Annotated in this window: 18 protein-coding genes and 1 tRNA gene; 4 read left to right on the top strand and 15 right to left on the bottom strand. The window is 49.8% G+C overall.

Annotation, left to right across the window (positions count from 1 at the left end; translation table 11 throughout):
- The coding region (locus tag JW883_10540) for a hypothetical protein (GenBank protein ID MBN1842704.1) at positions 1–297 on the top strand (297 nt) is incomplete at its 5' end.
- Between the two features lie 91 nt (positions 298–388).
- On the opposite strand, the gene JW883_10545 is transcribed toward JW883_10540, so the two are convergent.
- The 4 genes from JW883_10545 to JW883_10560 all read right to left on the bottom strand — a co-directional run bounded on the left by JW883_10545 (position 389) and on the right by JW883_10560 (position 4149).
- The gene (locus tag JW883_10545) at positions 389–1348 is read right to left on the bottom strand and encodes a glycine/betaine ABC transporter substrate-binding protein (protein MBN1842705.1); all 960 of its coding nucleotides are present in this window, start codon (positions 1346–1348) and stop codon (positions 389–391) included.
- A gap of 85 nt (positions 1349–1433) precedes the next feature.
- On the bottom strand, positions 1434–2150 hold the full coding sequence (locus JW883_10550; GenBank protein ID MBN1842706.1) for an ABC transporter permease: 717 nt from the start codon (positions 2148–2150) through the stop codon (positions 1434–1436).
- Positions 2147–3298, bottom strand: coding sequence for a betaine/proline/choline family ABC transporter ATP-binding protein (locus tag JW883_10555; protein ID MBN1842707.1), 1152 nt, complete (start codon positions 3296–3298; stop codon positions 2147–2149). The genes JW883_10550 and JW883_10555 overlap by 4 nt, the downstream gene beginning before the upstream one ends.
- A gap of 179 nt (positions 3299–3477) precedes the next feature.
- The gene (locus tag JW883_10560; GenBank protein ID MBN1842708.1) at positions 3478–4149 is read right to left on the bottom strand and encodes an ABC transporter permease; all 672 of its coding nucleotides are present in this window, start codon (positions 4147–4149) and stop codon (positions 3478–3480) included.
- Positions 4150–4238: 89 nt separating this feature from the next.
- Between JW883_10560 and JW883_10565 the strand changes: the two genes are divergently transcribed.
- Entirely contained in the window at positions 4239–5174 is a 936-nt protein-coding gene (locus JW883_10565) for a nitrilase (protein ID MBN1842709.1), read from the top strand.
- Positions 5175–5342: 168 nt separating this feature from the next.
- On the opposite strand, the gene JW883_10570 is transcribed toward JW883_10565, so the two are convergent.
- The 11 genes from JW883_10570 to JW883_10620 form a co-directional block, all read right to left on the bottom strand.
- Positions 5343–5418, bottom strand: a tRNA-Val gene (locus JW883_10570).
- 84 nt (positions 5419–5502) lie between these two features.
- Entirely contained in the window at positions 5503–6237 is a 735-nt protein-coding gene (locus JW883_10575) for an rRNA pseudouridine synthase (protein MBN1842710.1), read from the bottom strand.
- Entirely contained in the window at positions 6216–6758 is a 543-nt protein-coding gene (gene scpB, locus JW883_10580; protein MBN1842711.1) for an SMC-Scp complex subunit ScpB, read from the bottom strand. Before scpB ends, JW883_10575 begins: the two co-directional genes overlap by 22 nt.
- A complete protein-coding gene (locus JW883_10585) occupies positions 6751–7482 on the bottom strand; it encodes a segregation/condensation protein A (protein MBN1842712.1) in 732 nt (243 codons plus the stop codon). The genes scpB and JW883_10585 overlap by 8 nt, the downstream gene beginning before the upstream one ends.
- 109 nt (positions 7483–7591) lie before the next feature.
- Positions 7592–8575 (bottom strand): tryptophan--tRNA ligase, encoded by a 984-nt coding sequence (trpS, locus tag JW883_10590; protein MBN1842713.1) that lies wholly within the window; start codon positions 8573–8575, stop codon positions 7592–7594.
- Between the two features lie 113 nt (positions 8576–8688).
- Positions 8689–9084 (bottom strand): type II toxin-antitoxin system VapC family toxin, encoded by a 396-nt coding sequence (locus tag JW883_10595; protein MBN1842714.1) that lies wholly within the window; start codon positions 9082–9084, stop codon positions 8689–8691.
- The gene (locus JW883_10600) at positions 9081–9320 is read right to left on the bottom strand and encodes a DUF1778 domain-containing protein (protein ID MBN1842715.1); all 240 of its coding nucleotides are present in this window, start codon (positions 9318–9320) and stop codon (positions 9081–9083) included. The genes JW883_10595 and JW883_10600 overlap by 4 nt, the downstream gene beginning before the upstream one ends.
- A gap of 417 nt (positions 9321–9737) precedes the next feature.
- Positions 9738–10403, bottom strand: coding sequence for a site-2 protease family protein (locus tag JW883_10605; protein ID MBN1842716.1), 666 nt, complete (start codon positions 10401–10403; stop codon positions 9738–9740).
- Between the two features lie 191 nt (positions 10404–10594).
- Entirely contained in the window at positions 10595–13225 is a 2631-nt protein-coding gene (locus JW883_10610; GenBank protein ID MBN1842717.1) for a CBS domain-containing protein, read from the bottom strand.
- Between the two features lie 14 nt (positions 13226–13239).
- On the bottom strand, positions 13240–15630 hold the full coding sequence (locus JW883_10615) for a tetratricopeptide repeat protein (GenBank protein ID MBN1842718.1): 2391 nt from the start codon (positions 15628–15630) through the stop codon (positions 13240–13242).
- 289 nt (positions 15631–15919) lie between these two features.
- Positions 15920–16210: an exosortase-associated EpsI family protein gene (locus tag JW883_10620; GenBank protein ID MBN1842719.1), complete on the bottom strand. Its 291-nt coding sequence runs from the start codon at positions 16208–16210 to the stop codon at positions 15920–15922.
- A 169-nt stretch (positions 16211–16379) separates the two neighbouring features.
- Between JW883_10620 and JW883_10625 the strand changes: the two genes are divergently transcribed.
- Together JW883_10625 and JW883_10630 are read left to right on the top strand one after the other, a co-directional pair.
- Complete coding sequence (locus tag JW883_10625; protein MBN1842720.1) at positions 16380–16619, top strand: type II toxin-antitoxin system Phd/YefM family antitoxin; 240 nt, start codon at positions 16380–16382, stop codon at positions 16617–16619.
- Entirely contained in the window at positions 16616–17014 is a 399-nt protein-coding gene (locus JW883_10630) for a type II toxin-antitoxin system VapC family toxin (protein MBN1842721.1), read from the top strand. The genes JW883_10625 and JW883_10630 overlap by 4 nt, the downstream gene beginning before the upstream one ends.
- The last annotated feature ends 131 nt before the right edge of the window (positions 17015–17145 follow it).

The following is a 17145-nucleotide window of genomic DNA, read 5'->3' on the forward strand; positions in this document are numbered from 1 at the left end:
CTTGCTGCAGGGATGACACGCGGCGCAAGCGCCTGCGCTGCGCGAAGGCAAGGCGAACTACGGCGAAATTCCGCTTTGATACCCCGCCTGCGCGGTCGTAGCCGCTACGTCGCGGCGAAGGCCCGCAGCTTGCTGCGGGGAGCTTCATTTTTCCAAGAATTACACCGATCAAACAAGGTGAATATCTTTGCTTTTGACTTCAATGCCTTAAGCCCAGTGAAAGCAGAGTCAGCGGCCCAAGAATTGGATAATAAAGTTCCGCTATTGGGAAAAGGAATACTCATTTGGCGGCACTAAAAGTAACATTGACATGACTGAATGAAGGATTTCATTTCTGCCCTTCACAAGTAGTTGCTCTCACAACAGTATGTGCTTTACAATAGCTCTTCTATTTCTTGATCAAGCTGTGTTGACGGAGGTACTCACGGGCAACTTCCCTTGGTTCCATCTTCTCGATATCAACCCTGGCGTTTAGTCCCTGCCAGGCTTTTTGGCACTTGGCCACGATTTCTGAAGCAGCACGTTTGCCTCCTCCGGGAAACGTAGCTACCAGCTTATTGAGAATATCTGTAATCTCGGGATACTTATCGAGAGCCTCCTTACGGACATAAGGACTCAAATCATAGGGCGGGAAGAAAGACTTGTCGTCTGAGTACACATGCCAGCCATGTTTGGGGATGGAAGCATCTGTACCAAAGACCATTGCGACATGCGTCTTGTGTCGTTTCAAAGCGATCAGTGAAGTTCCAGGCGTTCCGGTCCTGAGCGTGCTCTTGGCCATTTTGAAATCGTAGAACTTCTCCAGAGCAGACAGCCCGTCTGGGCGAACTGAGAATTCGAAATCGACAAAGGTTTCGATCTTTCCTTCCCTGGTTCGATAAAGCCTTGCCAAATCGGATAGCGTCTTCAATTTGTGTTTTGCGGCGAATTCAGGCCAGGATGCAAGAGCATAGGTGTTGTTGTTCCAGATCGGACCTAGCCAGATGAAATGATTGCTCTGCTCTTCCTCTTTTACAAGCTGATAAAGTTGGTTATTACCAGTGCCCGGCAAGTATTTGTGCTTAAGGTGAACCATCGAGGCTGTCCCTATATAGTCAGCACAGATATCGATGTCGCCGGATTCCATTCCGGCTCTGAGGGCCATGGAAGTAAGATCCGATTTCAAGTCAACCTTGAAGCCGCGATCCTCCAACATCTGTTTGATTAGTTGACCGACAATATACTGCTCTGTAAAGTTTTTGTTTCCGACGGTTATTCTCTTTTCAGCCGCCTGGACGTCTATCGTTGTCATGATGATGAGTGTGATCGTCAAGAACCGGGCGACGATGTTCATGTGTAGACGGTGCATCTTCTTACCTCCTTAGGGCTCGCGCATAGTGGATAGAGCATAGCGCATGAATACCAAAGTTTGCTTTTTACTCTCTGCTCTAGCGCTAGGGTACTTTGAGCCCCAGGGGGGTCATCCACCCCTCCACTCGTTCCAAAAGAAAACCCAGCGTAATAGCCATGGCTGCAGTCGGCGCTGCCCCCTGAAGGATGATCAAAGCTTCACGGGCAAATACGCCAGTCAATGTAATTTTGCCCAAACCTGCCCCGCCGACAAGAACAGCGAGTTCCGCAGTGCCCACCGTGATAACGGTGGAGATTCTGATCCCAGCCATGATGACGGGTCTTGCCAAGGGCAACTCTATCTTCCGGGCAATTTGCATTCTGGTCAGTCCCATTCCCCTGGCAGCTTCTATTACCGCTGGATCGATCGTCTTGATACTCGCATAGGAATTCCGTAGGATGGGAAGGAGTCCATAGATGACCAATGCCACAATTGCTGACTGAAGGCCAAAACCCAGAAGTGGAGCCATAATAGCAATGACAGCCAGGCTCGGTACCGTCTGACCCACACTTGCTCCGCCAATCACGGGTAGCGCGAGTTTCTCAAGACCTGCTCGGGTGACCACGATTCCCAGGGGCACACCGATCGCAGTGGCTATGACGACTGCTATCAATACCATCTTGAAATGAGCCCATGCGCAATAGAGTAAATCATCGTACGTGAAGGTGCTGTAGATCCCTATCTTGCCCAGACTAGTAATCCAAATAGTCGCTCCGACAAGAAGCGTAAGAAGGACAACCAGAATCACCTGATGTCTCATTGAGATGCTTCTCTCTGAAGCGCAGTCCGCCCCAAGCGAACGGAGGCCTTCCGAGCAGCTTCCCTCAGTGCCTCCTGGATTGCCTGAAACGTTAAGACGCCCTCTAATCTGTCATGTTGATCGACTATAGCCAGCACATTGAGCCCGCTCGTTAACATTAAGGAAAGGGCTTCACTCAAGACAGCATTTCTGGTGGCGCTGATTGCCGAAGTACTCATGATTTCTCTTACCTTCTGGCCCCTTTCCAAATCTGAGGAGACCACCCATCCTGTAAACCTTCCCTCATTGTCAATAACCGCCAGCCAATCGATTCCCTCTCGCTCCATCCGATCTCGAACGGCTTTTACTTCCTCGTCGGGTTTTGCCGTACGCGGTGACCTCCACATGACTTCCTTTGTGCGGATCAGTTGCAAACCTTTAAGGCCCCGATCGGCGCCAACAAAGTCCGCTACAAACTCATCTTTCGGCCCATAAAGTAGCTCGGCAGGTGGAGCGTATTGCACCAGTCGCCCTGCTTTCATCAAGGCTATCTTGTCCCCCATCTTGATCGCCTCATGAATATCGTGGGTCACAAATATGATGGTCTTTTGCAACTCCTCCTGTATCTTCAAGAACTCATTCTGCAAGTCCACTCTGGTTATCGGATCGATGGCTCCAAAAGGCTCATCCATTAACAGGATAGGGGGGTCCCCTCCAAATGCTCGGGCTACACCTACCCGCTGGCGCTGGCCACCAGAAAGCTCGCGCGGATATTTGTCTATAAAACCATCAGGCGTCAATCTCAAAAGCTCTAGAAGCTCCTTGGCCCGCTTCCTGCGCTTGGCTTTCGGCCAGCCTTTTAGCGCCGGGACCGTCGCTATGTTCTCACCTATAGTCATGTGAGGAAAAAGCCCTATCTCCTGAATGGCATACCCTATGTTTCTTCGAAGTTCGTTCTCATCTATGCTGGTATTGTCCGTTCCATCAATATATATTCTTCCACTGGTAGGGAAAATCAGCCGGTTGATCATTTTCATTGTTGTGGTCTTGCCACATCCTGAAGGACCCAGCAGCACGCACAGCTTCCCCCGGTCGACCTCAAAGCTCACCTCCCTTACCGCTTCTGTGCCATCAGGATAGATCTTGGTCACTTTCTCCAGTCTGATCATTTTCGCACTATCCTCCTAAGGGCTTGGTCAAGAATAATTTGGTAGAATTTGCGCCCAAATTTGCCATAAATTTGGGCGATCTGATTGAGCAAAACCGCAGTAATAGCAGGCTATTTCGAGGATTTTGCGAATGAAGATCGACCAAAGATATGGTGAAGTTGGGATGCGAAAATGGCAACTTATTTTTGACCAAGCCCTAAGCCCTTGGGCGTAACCCAGCGTTCCAACAGGGCCATAAGCCCGTCGACTAGCAAAGCAAGTACAGAAACAGAGACGCCTCCTGTAATGATTAAATCCATTCGAGCGTTTCTTAATCCCCGAAATATGGGCACTCCAAGCCCACCGGCGCCGATCAAAGCTGCAATTGCCGCAATACCGATAATGAGCACCATGGCGTTTCTCAACCCAGCCATAATCACGGGGAAAGCAAGGGGGAGATTGATCTTGAAAAGAAGTTGCGTTTCGCTCATCCCCATGCCCCTGCCGGCCTCGATCATCGCTGGATCAACCTGGCGGATCGCAGTGCAAGTATTGCGTATGATAGGTAACTGGCCGTAAACAATCAGAGTAATGACTGCAGGAAGGAAACCGATGGCGCTCAATCCTATGCGGCTCAAAAGGACCATTAGCAGCCCAAAAAGGGCGAGGCTGGGGACTGTCATCATGATTTCCGCAAGATAGAGCGCCGCCTCTGCCATATGTTCTCTACCTTTTGCTGATATGAAGATCCCTAACGTTATGCCGAGGACGGCTCCTATTCCAATGGCAACAAGACTTATGCACAGGTGATCAACCATCCACCCTGTCACCATTTCAGGATGTTGAATGACAAATTGATAGGCGTCTAACATACACGCTTACCTTCAGCCGGTTCCCGGAGGCCCAGCCCAAAAAATGTATTGCCCCGCAGGTCTCCTCGTGCTAAAAGACATTTTCTTAAATGAAAGTCATAGTCTATCAGACAAACCCTGCCCTGTTGGACCTTCAGGCCAACCTGGACGAAGTAGTCACGAAAATTCACGAGGGGAGCGAAAAAGGCGCCCAGTTGATCGTTTTTCCGGAATTGAGCCTGACCGGATATTTTGTGGGACAGCAATACCATGACGTCTCGCTCAGACTCGATTCTGAGGAAATCAGACGATTGGCCTCCGCCACAAAAGGCACGGCTGCCGTTGTGGGCTTTATTGAAGAATCCCCATCCATGAATTTCTACAACTCCGCTCTAGTGGCAGTTGATGGACAAATACTCTTCGCCTATCGAAAACTGAACCTTCCTAACTATGGCGTCTTTGAAGAACGGAAATACTTCTCTCCTGGAAAACACATCCCTGTCTTTCGCCTCCATGGCTTTTCTATCGCTGTCTTCATCTGCAATGACGTCTGGCATCCGTCACTGCCCTACCTGGGGGTTTGCCAAAAAGCTGATGTTTTTGTCACAATCATCAACTCCTGTAAGGGATCCATGGGACCGGAGTTTTCCAATATTGAAACCTGGCAGGTTATTAACAGGTTCTATTCACAAGTCTTCGGTGTGTACAATATCTGCGCGAACCGCGTAGGACAAGAAGATTTTGATGAAAGACCAAGTGTTTCGGATGTGCCTGAGCCCAAAGAAGGGGAGACGCTAAATGCCGATCAATACTCTGGCCCCTCAACCTATCTGTTCTGGGGCGGTAGCGAGATCATCGGTCCTTTTGGTGAGTCCATTGTCAAGGCGGCTCTATATGAACCGGATGAGATACTTGCTGAGCTCTCCAGGGATCTTCTGAGAAAGAAAAAAATTCTCCTTCCGTACTTGAGAAATGATGATCCCTATTTCACCCATCGAGAACTCCGGCAGATTCTCTATCGAAAACCTTCACACGACATAGTATGAATTCTTGATCTGCGTAGCCTCGAAATCGGAGCCTCAATGGAGTAGTGAGATCAAAAAAAGCAAAAAGTGTAAGTTCTCAATAAGCTTCATCCCCCGGCGCTTATGGCAACCGCGTTGCCCGGACTTTTTGAGAAATTACCAAAAGGTACCGTAAGTTCTTGATGTTATTGGTAGGCGGTCGCGGATTCGAACCGCGGACTTCCACCGTGTGAGGATGGCACTCTCACCGCTGAGTTAACCGCCCATAGACCTTGTCGAAGAGACTACCCGTTACATAAAGGCTGGAAGGTCCAAAGTCAAGGTTTTTTGGTGATAATCCAGCCCTTATTCACCCTAACGTTCCCTCGTTCATGCATTTTCTGAGCTCTTCCATTTCACGGGCGCTCAGGGTCCGGTAGGTTCCGGACTTTAAGTTCCCCAACCGGATCGGACCATATCGGATCCGCTTTAGTTTCATTACACGATGCCCGACAACGGCGCACATGCGCCGAACCTGCCGGTTTCTTCCTTCCCTTATAGTGATCTCAAGCCAGGTGTTTGTGCCGGTCGTACCCGTTATCCTTACCTGGGCAGGAGCGGTGCGCCGGCCATCCAACACAATGCCGGACCGTAGGCGCGCCAAGGCCTCGCGAGCAGGCAGACCTTTGACCTTGGTCCGATAGGTCTTGGAGATGCCGTACCGGGGATGTTGAAGTTGGTGGGCCAGTTCTCCGTCGTTTGTCAGGATAAGGAGCCCTTCCGTATGATAATCAAGCCGCCCGACCGGAAAGAGACGTGTCTTGATCTTCTTGACAAGGTCGGCTGTTGTCGGACGGCCTCTGGGATCACTGGACGTGGTCAACACCCGTTTCGGCTTGTTGAGTACGATAGTGACCTTTGGCTCAGAGCCGCGGACAGGGCGGTTGTCCACACGTATGACATCCTGCCCACAAACGACCTGGGCGCCGAGCCTGCGAACAACCCTGCCATTAACCTTAACGCGGCCCTCACGGATCAGCTTTTCAGCCTCGCGCCTGGAGGCGATGCCGGCTCGAGCCAGGACTACGTGGAGTCGTTCGGCCATGCTTCCCCCAGATCCCGCAGGTCCTTCAGCGACGGCAGATCGCCGAGATCTTTCAGGTCAAACAGCTCCAGGAAGCGCTTGTTGGTGCCATAAACCATGGGCCGGCCCGGCAGGTCTTTGCGGCCCAACACACGAATGATCCCCCATTCAAGGAGGGTCCGCAGTATTCCACCGCAATCGACCCCCCTTAAGTGCTCTATATCGCTTCGAAGCACAGGTTGTTTATATGCAATAATGGCAACGGTTTCCATGGCTGCACGGCTCAAGCGGGCAGGTCTTGTCTGCTTGAGCCGCCTGGTCCAATTCCGGTATTCAGGACGGGTGCGAAACTGGTATCCACCGGCAACCTCGCTCAAGAAAAACCCGCGTTTCTCGGACTCGTACTCTTCGGCCAGGCTGGCGAGGGCGCTGCGTATGGTTTTGCGGTCTTCGACCTCCAGAATCGATTTGATCTTGTCAACGCTAAGGGGAGATTCAGCTACAAAGAGCAAGCTTTCAATAATGGCCTTCAGGTTATCCATTGAAAATCCTAATAATCCCTGATGTTACATGCTGCATTATCCGTATCACCTGGGTTCTTGCCATCTCCAGGACAGCCAGGAAAGTGACAATGATCTGGCCCTTGGCGGCCTGTTTTTCAAAAAGCTCTTCAAACGTAACAGAGCCTTTTTGCTCCAGGATGTCTGCAATCTCCAATATTCTGCTCTTGACCGAAATAGTGTCCGCCGTAATGTTCAGGAAATGCTCCGGAGATACCCGCTTGATGATTCTCTGAAAGGCGTCCATGAGTTCAAAGAGGCTAATCTGCACAAAATCGCGGGGTTCTTCCCCGGTAGATTCAGCGATCTCGTCGGTTCCACGGATGAAGACATCCCAGCCGAGTCGATCCCGGTGTGCCAGATCTTCTGCAGCATATTTCAATTGCAGGTACTCCTCCAAAGGCCTTACAATCTCCATGCGGGGATCTTCTTCGTCCTCTTGTTCCTCCTGGGTGGGCAAGAGCATGCGGGATTTGATGTGGGCCAGGGTGGCTGCCATAACGAGAAAATTCCCGGCCACGTCTATATTCATTACTCTCATCAACTTGATGTATTCCAGGTACTGCTCGGCAATCAAGGCAATGGGAATGTCATAAAGATCCACTTCGTTCTTTCTCACAAGATGCACGAGAAGATCCATTGGACCATCAAAGAGATCTCCAAGATGTATGTGATACGTTGTGTGGCCTTGTACCTGTTCTGTCATAGGAATAGAAAATGCCTAACGTGCCTAAAATGCGCTAAAATGCCTAAAATTGAATAAACTCAGGAATCAGATTAGTGTTTTCGCTATTTTGTGCTTTCGTGGTAAGCCGTCAAATCTTCACTGCTGCCCGGACCTCTTCCATGGTCCGGCGGGCCACTGCCCGTGCCTTCTGATTTCCATCTTCGATAATGGCCCGAACCGTATCCGGCCGGGTTTCATAAAAGGATCGTTTCTCGCGGATAGGATCGAGGGCCTTGACGAGATTTGCCGCCATCATTTTCTTGCACTCCACACAACCGATTTTGGCCTCCCGGCATTCCGCATCGATGCCTTCAGCAGTCTCACGGTCAGAGTAGAGCTGATGAAAGCTAAAGACATTGCAGATGTCAGGGTTTCCAGGGTCGGCCCGGCGTGCCCGCTGGGGGTCTGTAATCATCTGCCCGACCTTGTTCCGGATCTCTTCCGGCGAATCTGAGAGAAAAATGGCGTTATTATAACTCTTGCTCATCTTGCGACGATCCATGCCAAGAATCTTGGAAGACTCCGTCAAGATGGTTTCCGGAATGGGAAAGACATCGCCGTAGAAGTGATTGAACCGCCGCGCAATTTCGCGGGTGAGTTCCACATGAGGCGCCTGATCTATGCCCACAGGCACACCGTTGGCCTTGTACATGATAATGTCGGCTGCTTGCAGCACAGGGTAACCCAGGAATCCGAAGTTTGAAAGATCCCTGTTCTTTAACTCGGCGATCTGCTCCTTGTAGGTCGGATTCCGCTCCAGCCACGGCAATGGCGTAATCATGGACAGAATCAAGAAGAGCTCCGCATGTTCTTTTACGTATGACTGAACAAAGAGTGTGCACTTTTCAGGGGAAAGACCCACACTCAGCCAGTCCAGAAAGACATCCAGAATATGGCCCTGGATTGGTTCCGTGGCGTCATAGTCAGTTGTCAATGCGTGCCAGTCTGCAATGAAAAAGAAACACTCATACTTGTCTTGCATCTCTTTCCAGTTTGCCAGGGCCCCGTGCAGGTTTCCCAGATGCAGTGGTCCCGTGGGGCGCATACCGCTTAAAATCCGTTTCTTAGCCATTCTTTACAGTCTCCGTCTGTAGCTTCTGAAAAAACTCGAGTCCGCCGACCGTGGATTGAAATCACTTTTTTATATTATTAGCCATTCTATGCCAAGGGAAAAAATTATGTGAACTAGTTCAGGATAACCGTTTCTATCTGTTCTACAACCTCGAAATGTCTATCTCTTGTCAGTAGGGTGCCCCCGATTCCCATGCAGGATGCTGCGATCCATACATCATTGATCGGTATTTTGGTTCCCTTTTTCTGTAATGACAAAAATACAATGGCGTATTTTCTGGCAACATCCGCATCCACGTCAATGATTTCGACTCTCAGACGTTTGATGAACTGCTTCAATTTTCGTTCGTTGAATTGCTGCTGACTCCCTTTCATAAACCCGAAATTGAGTTCTCCGATAACCACGGAAGGCAAATACAGGTCTTCGCCATGGGTGGCCAAGAAATCCACTGTTTCAGGCAACCCCTCGGCATAGTCACTGTAGATATTCGTATCCAGTACAAGTTTCAATCCCAATCCCCTTCATTGATCTGGTTAAAGATTTCGGTTGCTTTTCTCAGTTCTTCGGCTGCATCATGCGAGAGCCATCCTGCAAGTTCCCGGATCATCTTTTCACGGTCTTTCACCAGGCCCAATTTTTCATCAACCGCCTCTAAAATGTATGCAGACTTCGTTTTCCCCTCTCTCGTGGCCGCCTTCTTGATCATTGTTTCTTTTTTGGGGGGTATTCTTAAACTTAAAGGCATAGGGCAAACCCTCCTTGTATCGCAATTTGAGCAAGTGTATCTCGACATTGTGACGGAGTCAATGTAAAAAAGGGGGCAGAATGTCCTGGCCCAACCGAAAAAAACAATGGAATGGAGATTGTTCTTCCATCAGATAGATCGACGCTCAGGGCATCATCTGTAATCAAGACACTCTCAGCTACATGGTTTAGCCATGAAGCACCAAAGGCAGGGTCAAAAGGCCCTGCCTTTGGTGTCTTTAGAGATGTTGCGCAGAACAAAATAGAAGATATGGTGTCAGATCTAGATTATTGACAACCCGCAATGCTTCGCAACCCGAGGCAGGCGGGTCCCCCTTTTTCAAAGGGCGAAGCTGTTGGAATGCCAGGCGTTATTGAGAAGTTACGTTGAGAGTTGTCAGGAATGTGGATTCCGCTGTCACGACCCGCCCAGGAACATCCTCAGAAAAAACTTCATGACAGGGATCAGAAGCCAGTCCAAGGAATGGGTGAAAAGCAAGAAGAGAACAATGAGAATTCCGAAACGTTCCAGCTTTGCCAGTTGAGCAGCCCTGGCGGGCGGAAGAAGGCCCGCCAGGACCCTGCCGCCGTCAAGGGGCGGCACTGGAATCATGTTGAATATGGCAAGGATAACATTGATGACCACACTGTATTCGAGCATTCCCAGCAGATCAGAAAAAACGCCTGAGAAAAACCAGTTCTGCCACCATGGGCCAAGATGAACCAGCCACCTCAGCAGCGTGCCGCTCAGAAAGGCAAGCAGGATGTTCGATACAGGGCCGGCCGCGGCCACCAGGATCATGTCACGCTGACGGTTGGATAGATTGTTGAAATTCACGGGAACCGGCTTTGCATAACCGAAAATGATGGGCGACTTGAAAAAGAAGAGCATCAAAGGGAGGATAAAAGAGCCCATGGGGTCAAGATGCTTGATTGGATTCAAGGTCAGCCTGCCAGCCCATTTTGCCGTGCGGTCTCCCAATCGAAAGGCCACCCAGCCATGGGAGACTTCATGGATCGTGACAGCAAAAAGCAGTGGCACGATCATGATGACTAATCTATTGAGGTCAAAATTATGAAACATGTCAACAACTATCGACTCGCAAAACGTCCGCAAACAGACGGCACAGCAAAAAGCTCCAGATGCAAGGCGCGCGAAGCTTGAGGAGTGCGATCCGCCTGAGGCGGATCGCAATGACGATCAGCCTTCGCTGAAGCTTCGGCCCGACAGGGAAGCTGAAGCGCAACGCCGCAGATGGACTTTTTGCGAAGCCGTCAAGAATCGCTCCGCGACCTTATGACGAACCTTACCTCGTCTTCCCGGGTCTTGACCTGGCCGTTCAGACGCGCATCAAGGAGGCTGTCTAAGATCTTGCGATAGACGGGACCCGGTTGAATGCCCATTTCTTTTAAATCATTGCCTTTCAGCACAGTAGCTACAGATCTCAGCCTGGTAAAGTAATTGGAGATAGCCCTTCTTACCGCTTCAGCGGCAGCGCCTGCCATCATGTAGAGCAAGATCTCGGTGCGAAAAGGGCAGAGCCTTCTGTAAAGAACGCTGTTTTTGAAACCTTTTTGAGATTCCATCCATTTCAGACAGATATCTGCCTTGATTTTTTCATGAACAAAAACCTTCTGGTAGCGCTGGGTCAGTTCAAGTCGCTCACAGAGCTCCTCCAAGATCTTTTGATCAAAAGATCTTGCAAGGGCCAGCAAATAGACCATCCACTTTCTACAGGAGTCTTCCAGGAAAAGCAAATTATGCCATGCAAGGATCTTCTCAACAGAATTGAGAAAATTCTCAAGCGTGGAGTCATAAACGATTTCCGGATGAATTACTTTTAGGAGTTTGTATTCGTTCAGTCGCCGCAAGGCCATGAGAGGTTTTTCTTCCTCCAGGATCTGACGCAGTTCGGAAAAGAGCCGACTACCGCTCAACTCCTTGAAAAAATCCATTCTCACCGCATTTTCAATCAAACCTGAAGTCAATTTTCCTATCTTGAAACCAAATCTCTGCTCAAATCGAATTGCGCGGAAGACCCTGGTTGGGTCCTCAACAAAACTGAGGTTATGAAGCACCCTGATCACTTTCCGCTTAAGGTCTTTCTGGCTTGAAAAAAAATCGATCAGAGTGCCGAATCCGTCCGGATTAAGCCTTATCGCAAGCGTATTGACCGTAAAATCCCTTCGATACAAATCCAGTTTTATGGATCCTCTTTCCACCGTCGGAAGGGCGCCTGGAGACTTGTAGTACTCCAGCCTGGCCGTGGCCACATCAATCTTCCGGCCGTTGGCAAGGATGACCACAGCGGTCCTGAACTTCTCGTGAGCCCGGACACGGCCGCCAAGAGAAGCAGCCAGGGATTTGGCAAACTCTATGCCGTCGCCTTCAATGACAACGTCAATATCAAGATTCTGCTGGTACAGCAGGAGGTCCCGCACAAAACCGCCCACGGCGTAAGCGTTGTACCCAAGGGTATCGGCAACATTTCCAATAGCCCTCAGGTGGTCAACGATCTCTTCAGGAAGACGCTCCGTAAGAAATTTGACCACGCTCCTCTTGCGCGCACCAGGCCCACTTTGCTTGCTGTCTACGGTGAATTCAGGAATGCGCGCAGGCTCGCCTACCAGGATATTCAGCAGGTCAGTTCTTGTAATAACGCCTGTCACCCGGCCTTCTTCCAAGACTGAGAGCAAACGTTGTTTGTTTCCTATGATTTTTTCCTGAATCTCCGACAGCGTGGCCTCGGGCCTTACGCTGTTGATCTCCGTAGTCATGTATTCACGGACCTGAACATGGCCGAGTTTGTGATGTATGCCCTTTTCTATGACCTGACGGGAGATGATGCCAACGAGCCGACCGGACTCCAATACCACAAGGACATTGACATTGTAACGGGTAAGGAGTTCGTTGGCCTCCGCGAGCCTTACGCTCGGATCCACGTGAATGGCAGGCGAAGACATGAGGTCCCTTGCCGACCGCCTGGGGTTAATGAATTGACTCAGGGCGCCAAAAAGCCTTTGTTCTACCTGGATCAGAGTCTGCCCTTTGATGGTGGCCGAGGCCGCTGAGGGATGCCCGCCTCCGCCGAAAGCCATGGCGATCTCCCCAACGTCCACCTCCGGCAGCCGACTTCGGGCCACCATGTAGACGCGATTTTCCATACTGGCCAGGGCAAAGACAACATCCAGACCTTCCATATCCCTGAATTTGTGAACCAAGAGCGCCAGATCAGCCACGTATGATTCAGAGGATACACTGGTGATAACCACATCCACACCGCCTATAGTGTGATGGGTGGCGCCTTGAATCATCTCATTAAGCAGATTAACCTGTTCCGGGCTTATTTCCCTGGTGATTATATCTGAGATCAGATTCAGGTTCGCTCCTTGCGACAGCAGGTAGGCCGCGGCATGGTAATCATCCTCTGTGGTGGAGGAAAATGTAAACGAACCTGTGTCTTCATATAGCCCGAGGGCCATTATGGTCGCCTCTTCAGGCGTCAACCGGATCTCCTTTTCCCGCAGGAGCTTTGTTATGATTGTGACGGTAGCTCCGGTCATTTCCGTGACCTCCACTGTGCCGGGCAGGTCGTCCGGCATGGCAGGGTGATGGTCATAGATATGGATTTCCAGGCCCGGGCGATTCACAATTCCGGCAAACTTGCCAATGCGACTTGCCTGCTTGGTATCAACCAATACGAGTCGATCCACTGCGTCAAGGTCAACGTCTTTGATCTTTACAATGTTGTACATGTACACCATGGACTTAACGAAAAAATCCCTCAGATTCCTTTCCTGGGAGCCGGGAAAGACCACGAGGGCCTCCGGATAAAGCTTCTTGGCCGCCAGCATGGAAGCAAAGGCGTCAAAATCCGCATTAATGTGGGTAGTAATGACTGTAATGCCCTGTGATTGCACTATCCCAGATCCCTCAGCGTCCTTTCTGCTTCTTTTCTTCCTGGAAAGTCTTCTTTGCCCTTTATGGACTCTTCCAGGTATTTCCGGGCTTGAGCCTGCTTTCCCAGGCTCAGATAGATCATCCCCAGATGATAGCTCATGATCGGACGATCCTTGATCTTATCCTTAACGCTCAGCAGCAGTTCTTCTGCCCGCGCAAAGTCGCCTTTGCGATAGAAAATCCATGCCGCTGTATCCACCAGGTCAGGGTTACCCTTAAATTTTTTAAGCAACTCTCCGACGAGTTCTTCTGCCTTGGCAAGGTTCTCATCGGTTGGCTCATGCTCGGCATAGTAAAAGGCAAGGTTGTTGGCCGCTGCTGAAGAATTGGGATTTCTTTTCAAAACCTCTTCATATATCGCTCTGGCCTCAGTGTTTTTACCCTTTTTCTCCAAAAGGGTTGCGATCAGTATGGCAATGCCAAGGTTGTTCGGATTCTGCTCCCTTATCTTCTTGTACTTGGCTATAGCAGTATCAATAGAGCCTTGAGCCTGTTCAAGCCGGGCCAGATTGAACAGGGCGTCGGAGCTGTTCGGATCTATTTCAAGCGCCTTCTCAAGGCTCTTGCGAGAGGCTTTGTGGTCTTCTTTCAGGGTATAGAGCTTTCCCAGCAAAACGTAGTAGTGAGAGTTTTTCGGCCTCCTGGCGATCTGCTCTTTGCATCTGTCAAATGCCTTGTCCAAGTCTTTTCTTTTTGCCAGCATATCCACCAAGTGATTGAGCGCAGGAACAAAATCGGGGTCAACCTTTAAGGCCTTTTCGAAAAACGATGTTGCCTCTTTTTGCTTGCCTTCTATGAGTTTTACCACTCCGTTTTTGTAGTTGACCTGGGCAGATTCGGGCTGAAGCGCCAGGAGGGCGCTAAAATACTTCTGGGCGCCTTCAAGGTCCTTTCCTGCAAGAGATATGTCGCCAAGGGCCATCAAGGCCTTTGTGTCATCGGCATCTGCTTCAACCACTTTTTCTAGTTGTTCTTTTGCGAGATCGATTTTTCCCTTCTGCCTGTAGATTTGCGTGAGCCCGTATCGGGCGTTCTTCTCTTCGGGCTTGATTTCGAGGATCTTCTTGTAGGTATCCTCGGCAAGGCCTATCTCGTTGTTCCCCAAGTGCGCCCTGGCCAGGTTAAGAGAAACATAAACGTTTTGTGGGTCCTCGCGCAGCACCGCGCGGTATTCCGAAATGGCCCCGTTGAAGTCATTGCGAGCAGCCAGTATGCTTCCCTTTAAGGAGTGAGCGCTCACATCCGCAGGATTCTCCCCTAAGACCTCTTCCACCAGTTTGAGGGCATCGTCCGGCTCTTTTTCCACAAGATGGATCCCTGCCATGGCCAGCTTTGCCTTCAAAAAATCAGGGCCAGTGCGAACTCTTGAAATAAACCGCTCCAGCACTTCAAGGGCTTTATCCTTTGCCTTTATCCCCATATAATACCTGGCCAGCGTGTCGTAGGCGCCATAGTTGTCCGGCATATCTTCAATGGCCTTATCAAGCACGGCAACCATGGCGCTCTCCTGCCCCTTTTCCTTGTAAAATTGCGCAAGATAAAAACGGGGCTCCACCCTGTCAGGGCTTGCGGCGATCAACTCATTAAGGACCTTTTCAGCCTCCTCGCTCCTCTTTGTCCTGTTGTAAAACCTCGCCAGTAACAGCTTTGCCACATCGCTTTCAGGGTCCTGGTCGATCAGCTTCTTGTATTCATCTTCCGCCCCTGAAAGGTCGTTCTCTTTTTCCAGGACTTGAACCAGCATAAGCCGTGCGGCCTTGTTCTTCTGATCGACCAAAAGCAGGCTTTGGAGCGTCTTTCGGGCTCCTTTCGCATCCTTTTGCCTCATCCTCAGGTTGGCAAGCAGCATATAGGAATCAGCCCTTTTGGGGTTTTTCTCGATAAGAGATCGAAAAATCGCCTCTGCATCATCGTATTTTTTGTCTGCCATGAGACACGTTGCGCGCAACAAAAGGGCATCTTCGTGATCCGGGTTTTTTCCCAAGACAAGATCAGCCTTTTCCATGGCCTTTTCCGTTTCCCTGCCCATAATGAAGATCTTGCCAATGGCTACCTGGGCATCCGCCAGATCTGCGTCAAGGTCCACGGCTTTTGACAAAAAACCAAAAGCCTTTTTCCAGTTCTTTTCCTTCAGTTCCACCATGCCAAGCATGTAATAGCCTTTGGCAAAGTTCGGATCGATCTGAAGGGTGTTCTTAAACTCCAGCCGCGCCTTTACATAATCGCCTTTTTCGTAAAGGGCCTTTCCTTTGTTGAAAAACTTCGCTCTCTTTTCTTCCGGCCCGCCGCACCCTATGATAAGCACAGTCAAAACCACGGCCAAAATTCCACCAGATCTTCCAAGTCTCATATCACTTGCCTCCTAAGTAGCGTCCATCCATAAATGGTCTTTTTGCCCAATTTCTGCGTTATGCTCAAAAAAACAATCCTCGGAATATAACACATATGCCTGTCTGCATGGACACTAAGTGTGACGGCTTCCTAAAAAAGCCTCAGTAATCAATCCGGACCCAAAGGACCCGGCCTTCGCCTTATGCAAATCGGCTTTGAGCAAAAAAATGGGTGACGTTGCCTACCGCCTTTTTCTCCGCAAAACATCCTGCCAATCCCGTAAATCTTGTCTAAAATGCACCTGGATTCTAGAATTCATCAGGAACCGGGCTTCTGTATATGTTCTTCCGACGGGGACCGGTGTCCCTGCCTGGAATGTAATCATCCAGCACGGGCATAAACTCCGTGATGAACGCATCTATCACAGCTTGGGCAGCTCCCACATCCTGACCTTCCCTTAAGGGCATTTCCAGGCGAACCAGAGCCCCGTCTGTGCGTCTCTTTGTAACGGAATACGCCACGTACCCCGTGAAAATAACGATGACGGTGTCGAGCACCATCAGGAAATTGGCGATTATATAAAATTGCTGGCGATACATAAGTTATTCAGTGAACAGTGAACAGTAAAATGTCAGAGACTCTGCCCTTAGCTTTCAGCCTTCAGCCCCTTTGCTTTATCTAAGAATATTCCACCCAATTTCTTTGTTTTTTCTTGACAACTTGTCAAGAACGTCTATCATTAGATTGAGATCGTTTTGGGAGGTAACCATGAAAACACTAACTGTGGGCGAGCTAAAGGCCAGGTTTTCTGAAGCACTTGGACAACTTAGAAAAGGCCAGGAAATTGCCATCAGCTACGGCAAGAAACGAGAAAAGGTTGCCGTCCTTTTACCCTATTCACGTTATCGCGCAAAACCAGAAAGAGTTTTAGGGTTACTCAAGAACCGGGGCCGGTGTGTCATCCATGACGATTTCAAACTGACTGACGAGCAAATGCTCACATCATGAACTATTTGCTGGACACTCATACTTTTCTGTGGTGCCTTTTCGCCCCGGACCAATTGAGCAAGTCGGCGGCACAAGAGATAACGTCGCCTGATAATGACGTATCTATAAGTGTGATAACTCTGTGGGAGGTTTCTCTCAAGTATGCACTGGGAAAACTGGAGCTGGAAGGAGTAGAACCTGAAGAACTGCCTGAAAGTGCAGAGAAAATGGGTGTTGACATTCTTCCCATAAGCGCTTTAGACGCGGCCAGTTTCCACAAACTACCGCGGCTTGAGCATAAAGACCCTTTCGATCGACTCCTTATCTGGCAAGCCATTCAACAGAAGATGGTCCTGATTTCCAAAGATTCCCAATTTGAAAAGTATAGCAAGTTTGGGCTCAAACGGTATTGGTAGCTGCCAGGGGCGCTCGAAAAAAGGAGGCTCAGTTGTATGGCCATGAAAAAACTAGTTGACAATACACGCGAGTTTGATCGCAGATTCGACGACGGGGAAGACATTCATGACTTGATCGATATGTCCAAGGC

Source organism: Deltaproteobacteria bacterium (assembly GCA_016930875.1).
Classification (GTDB): domain Bacteria; phylum Desulfobacterota; class Desulfobacteria; order Desulfobacterales.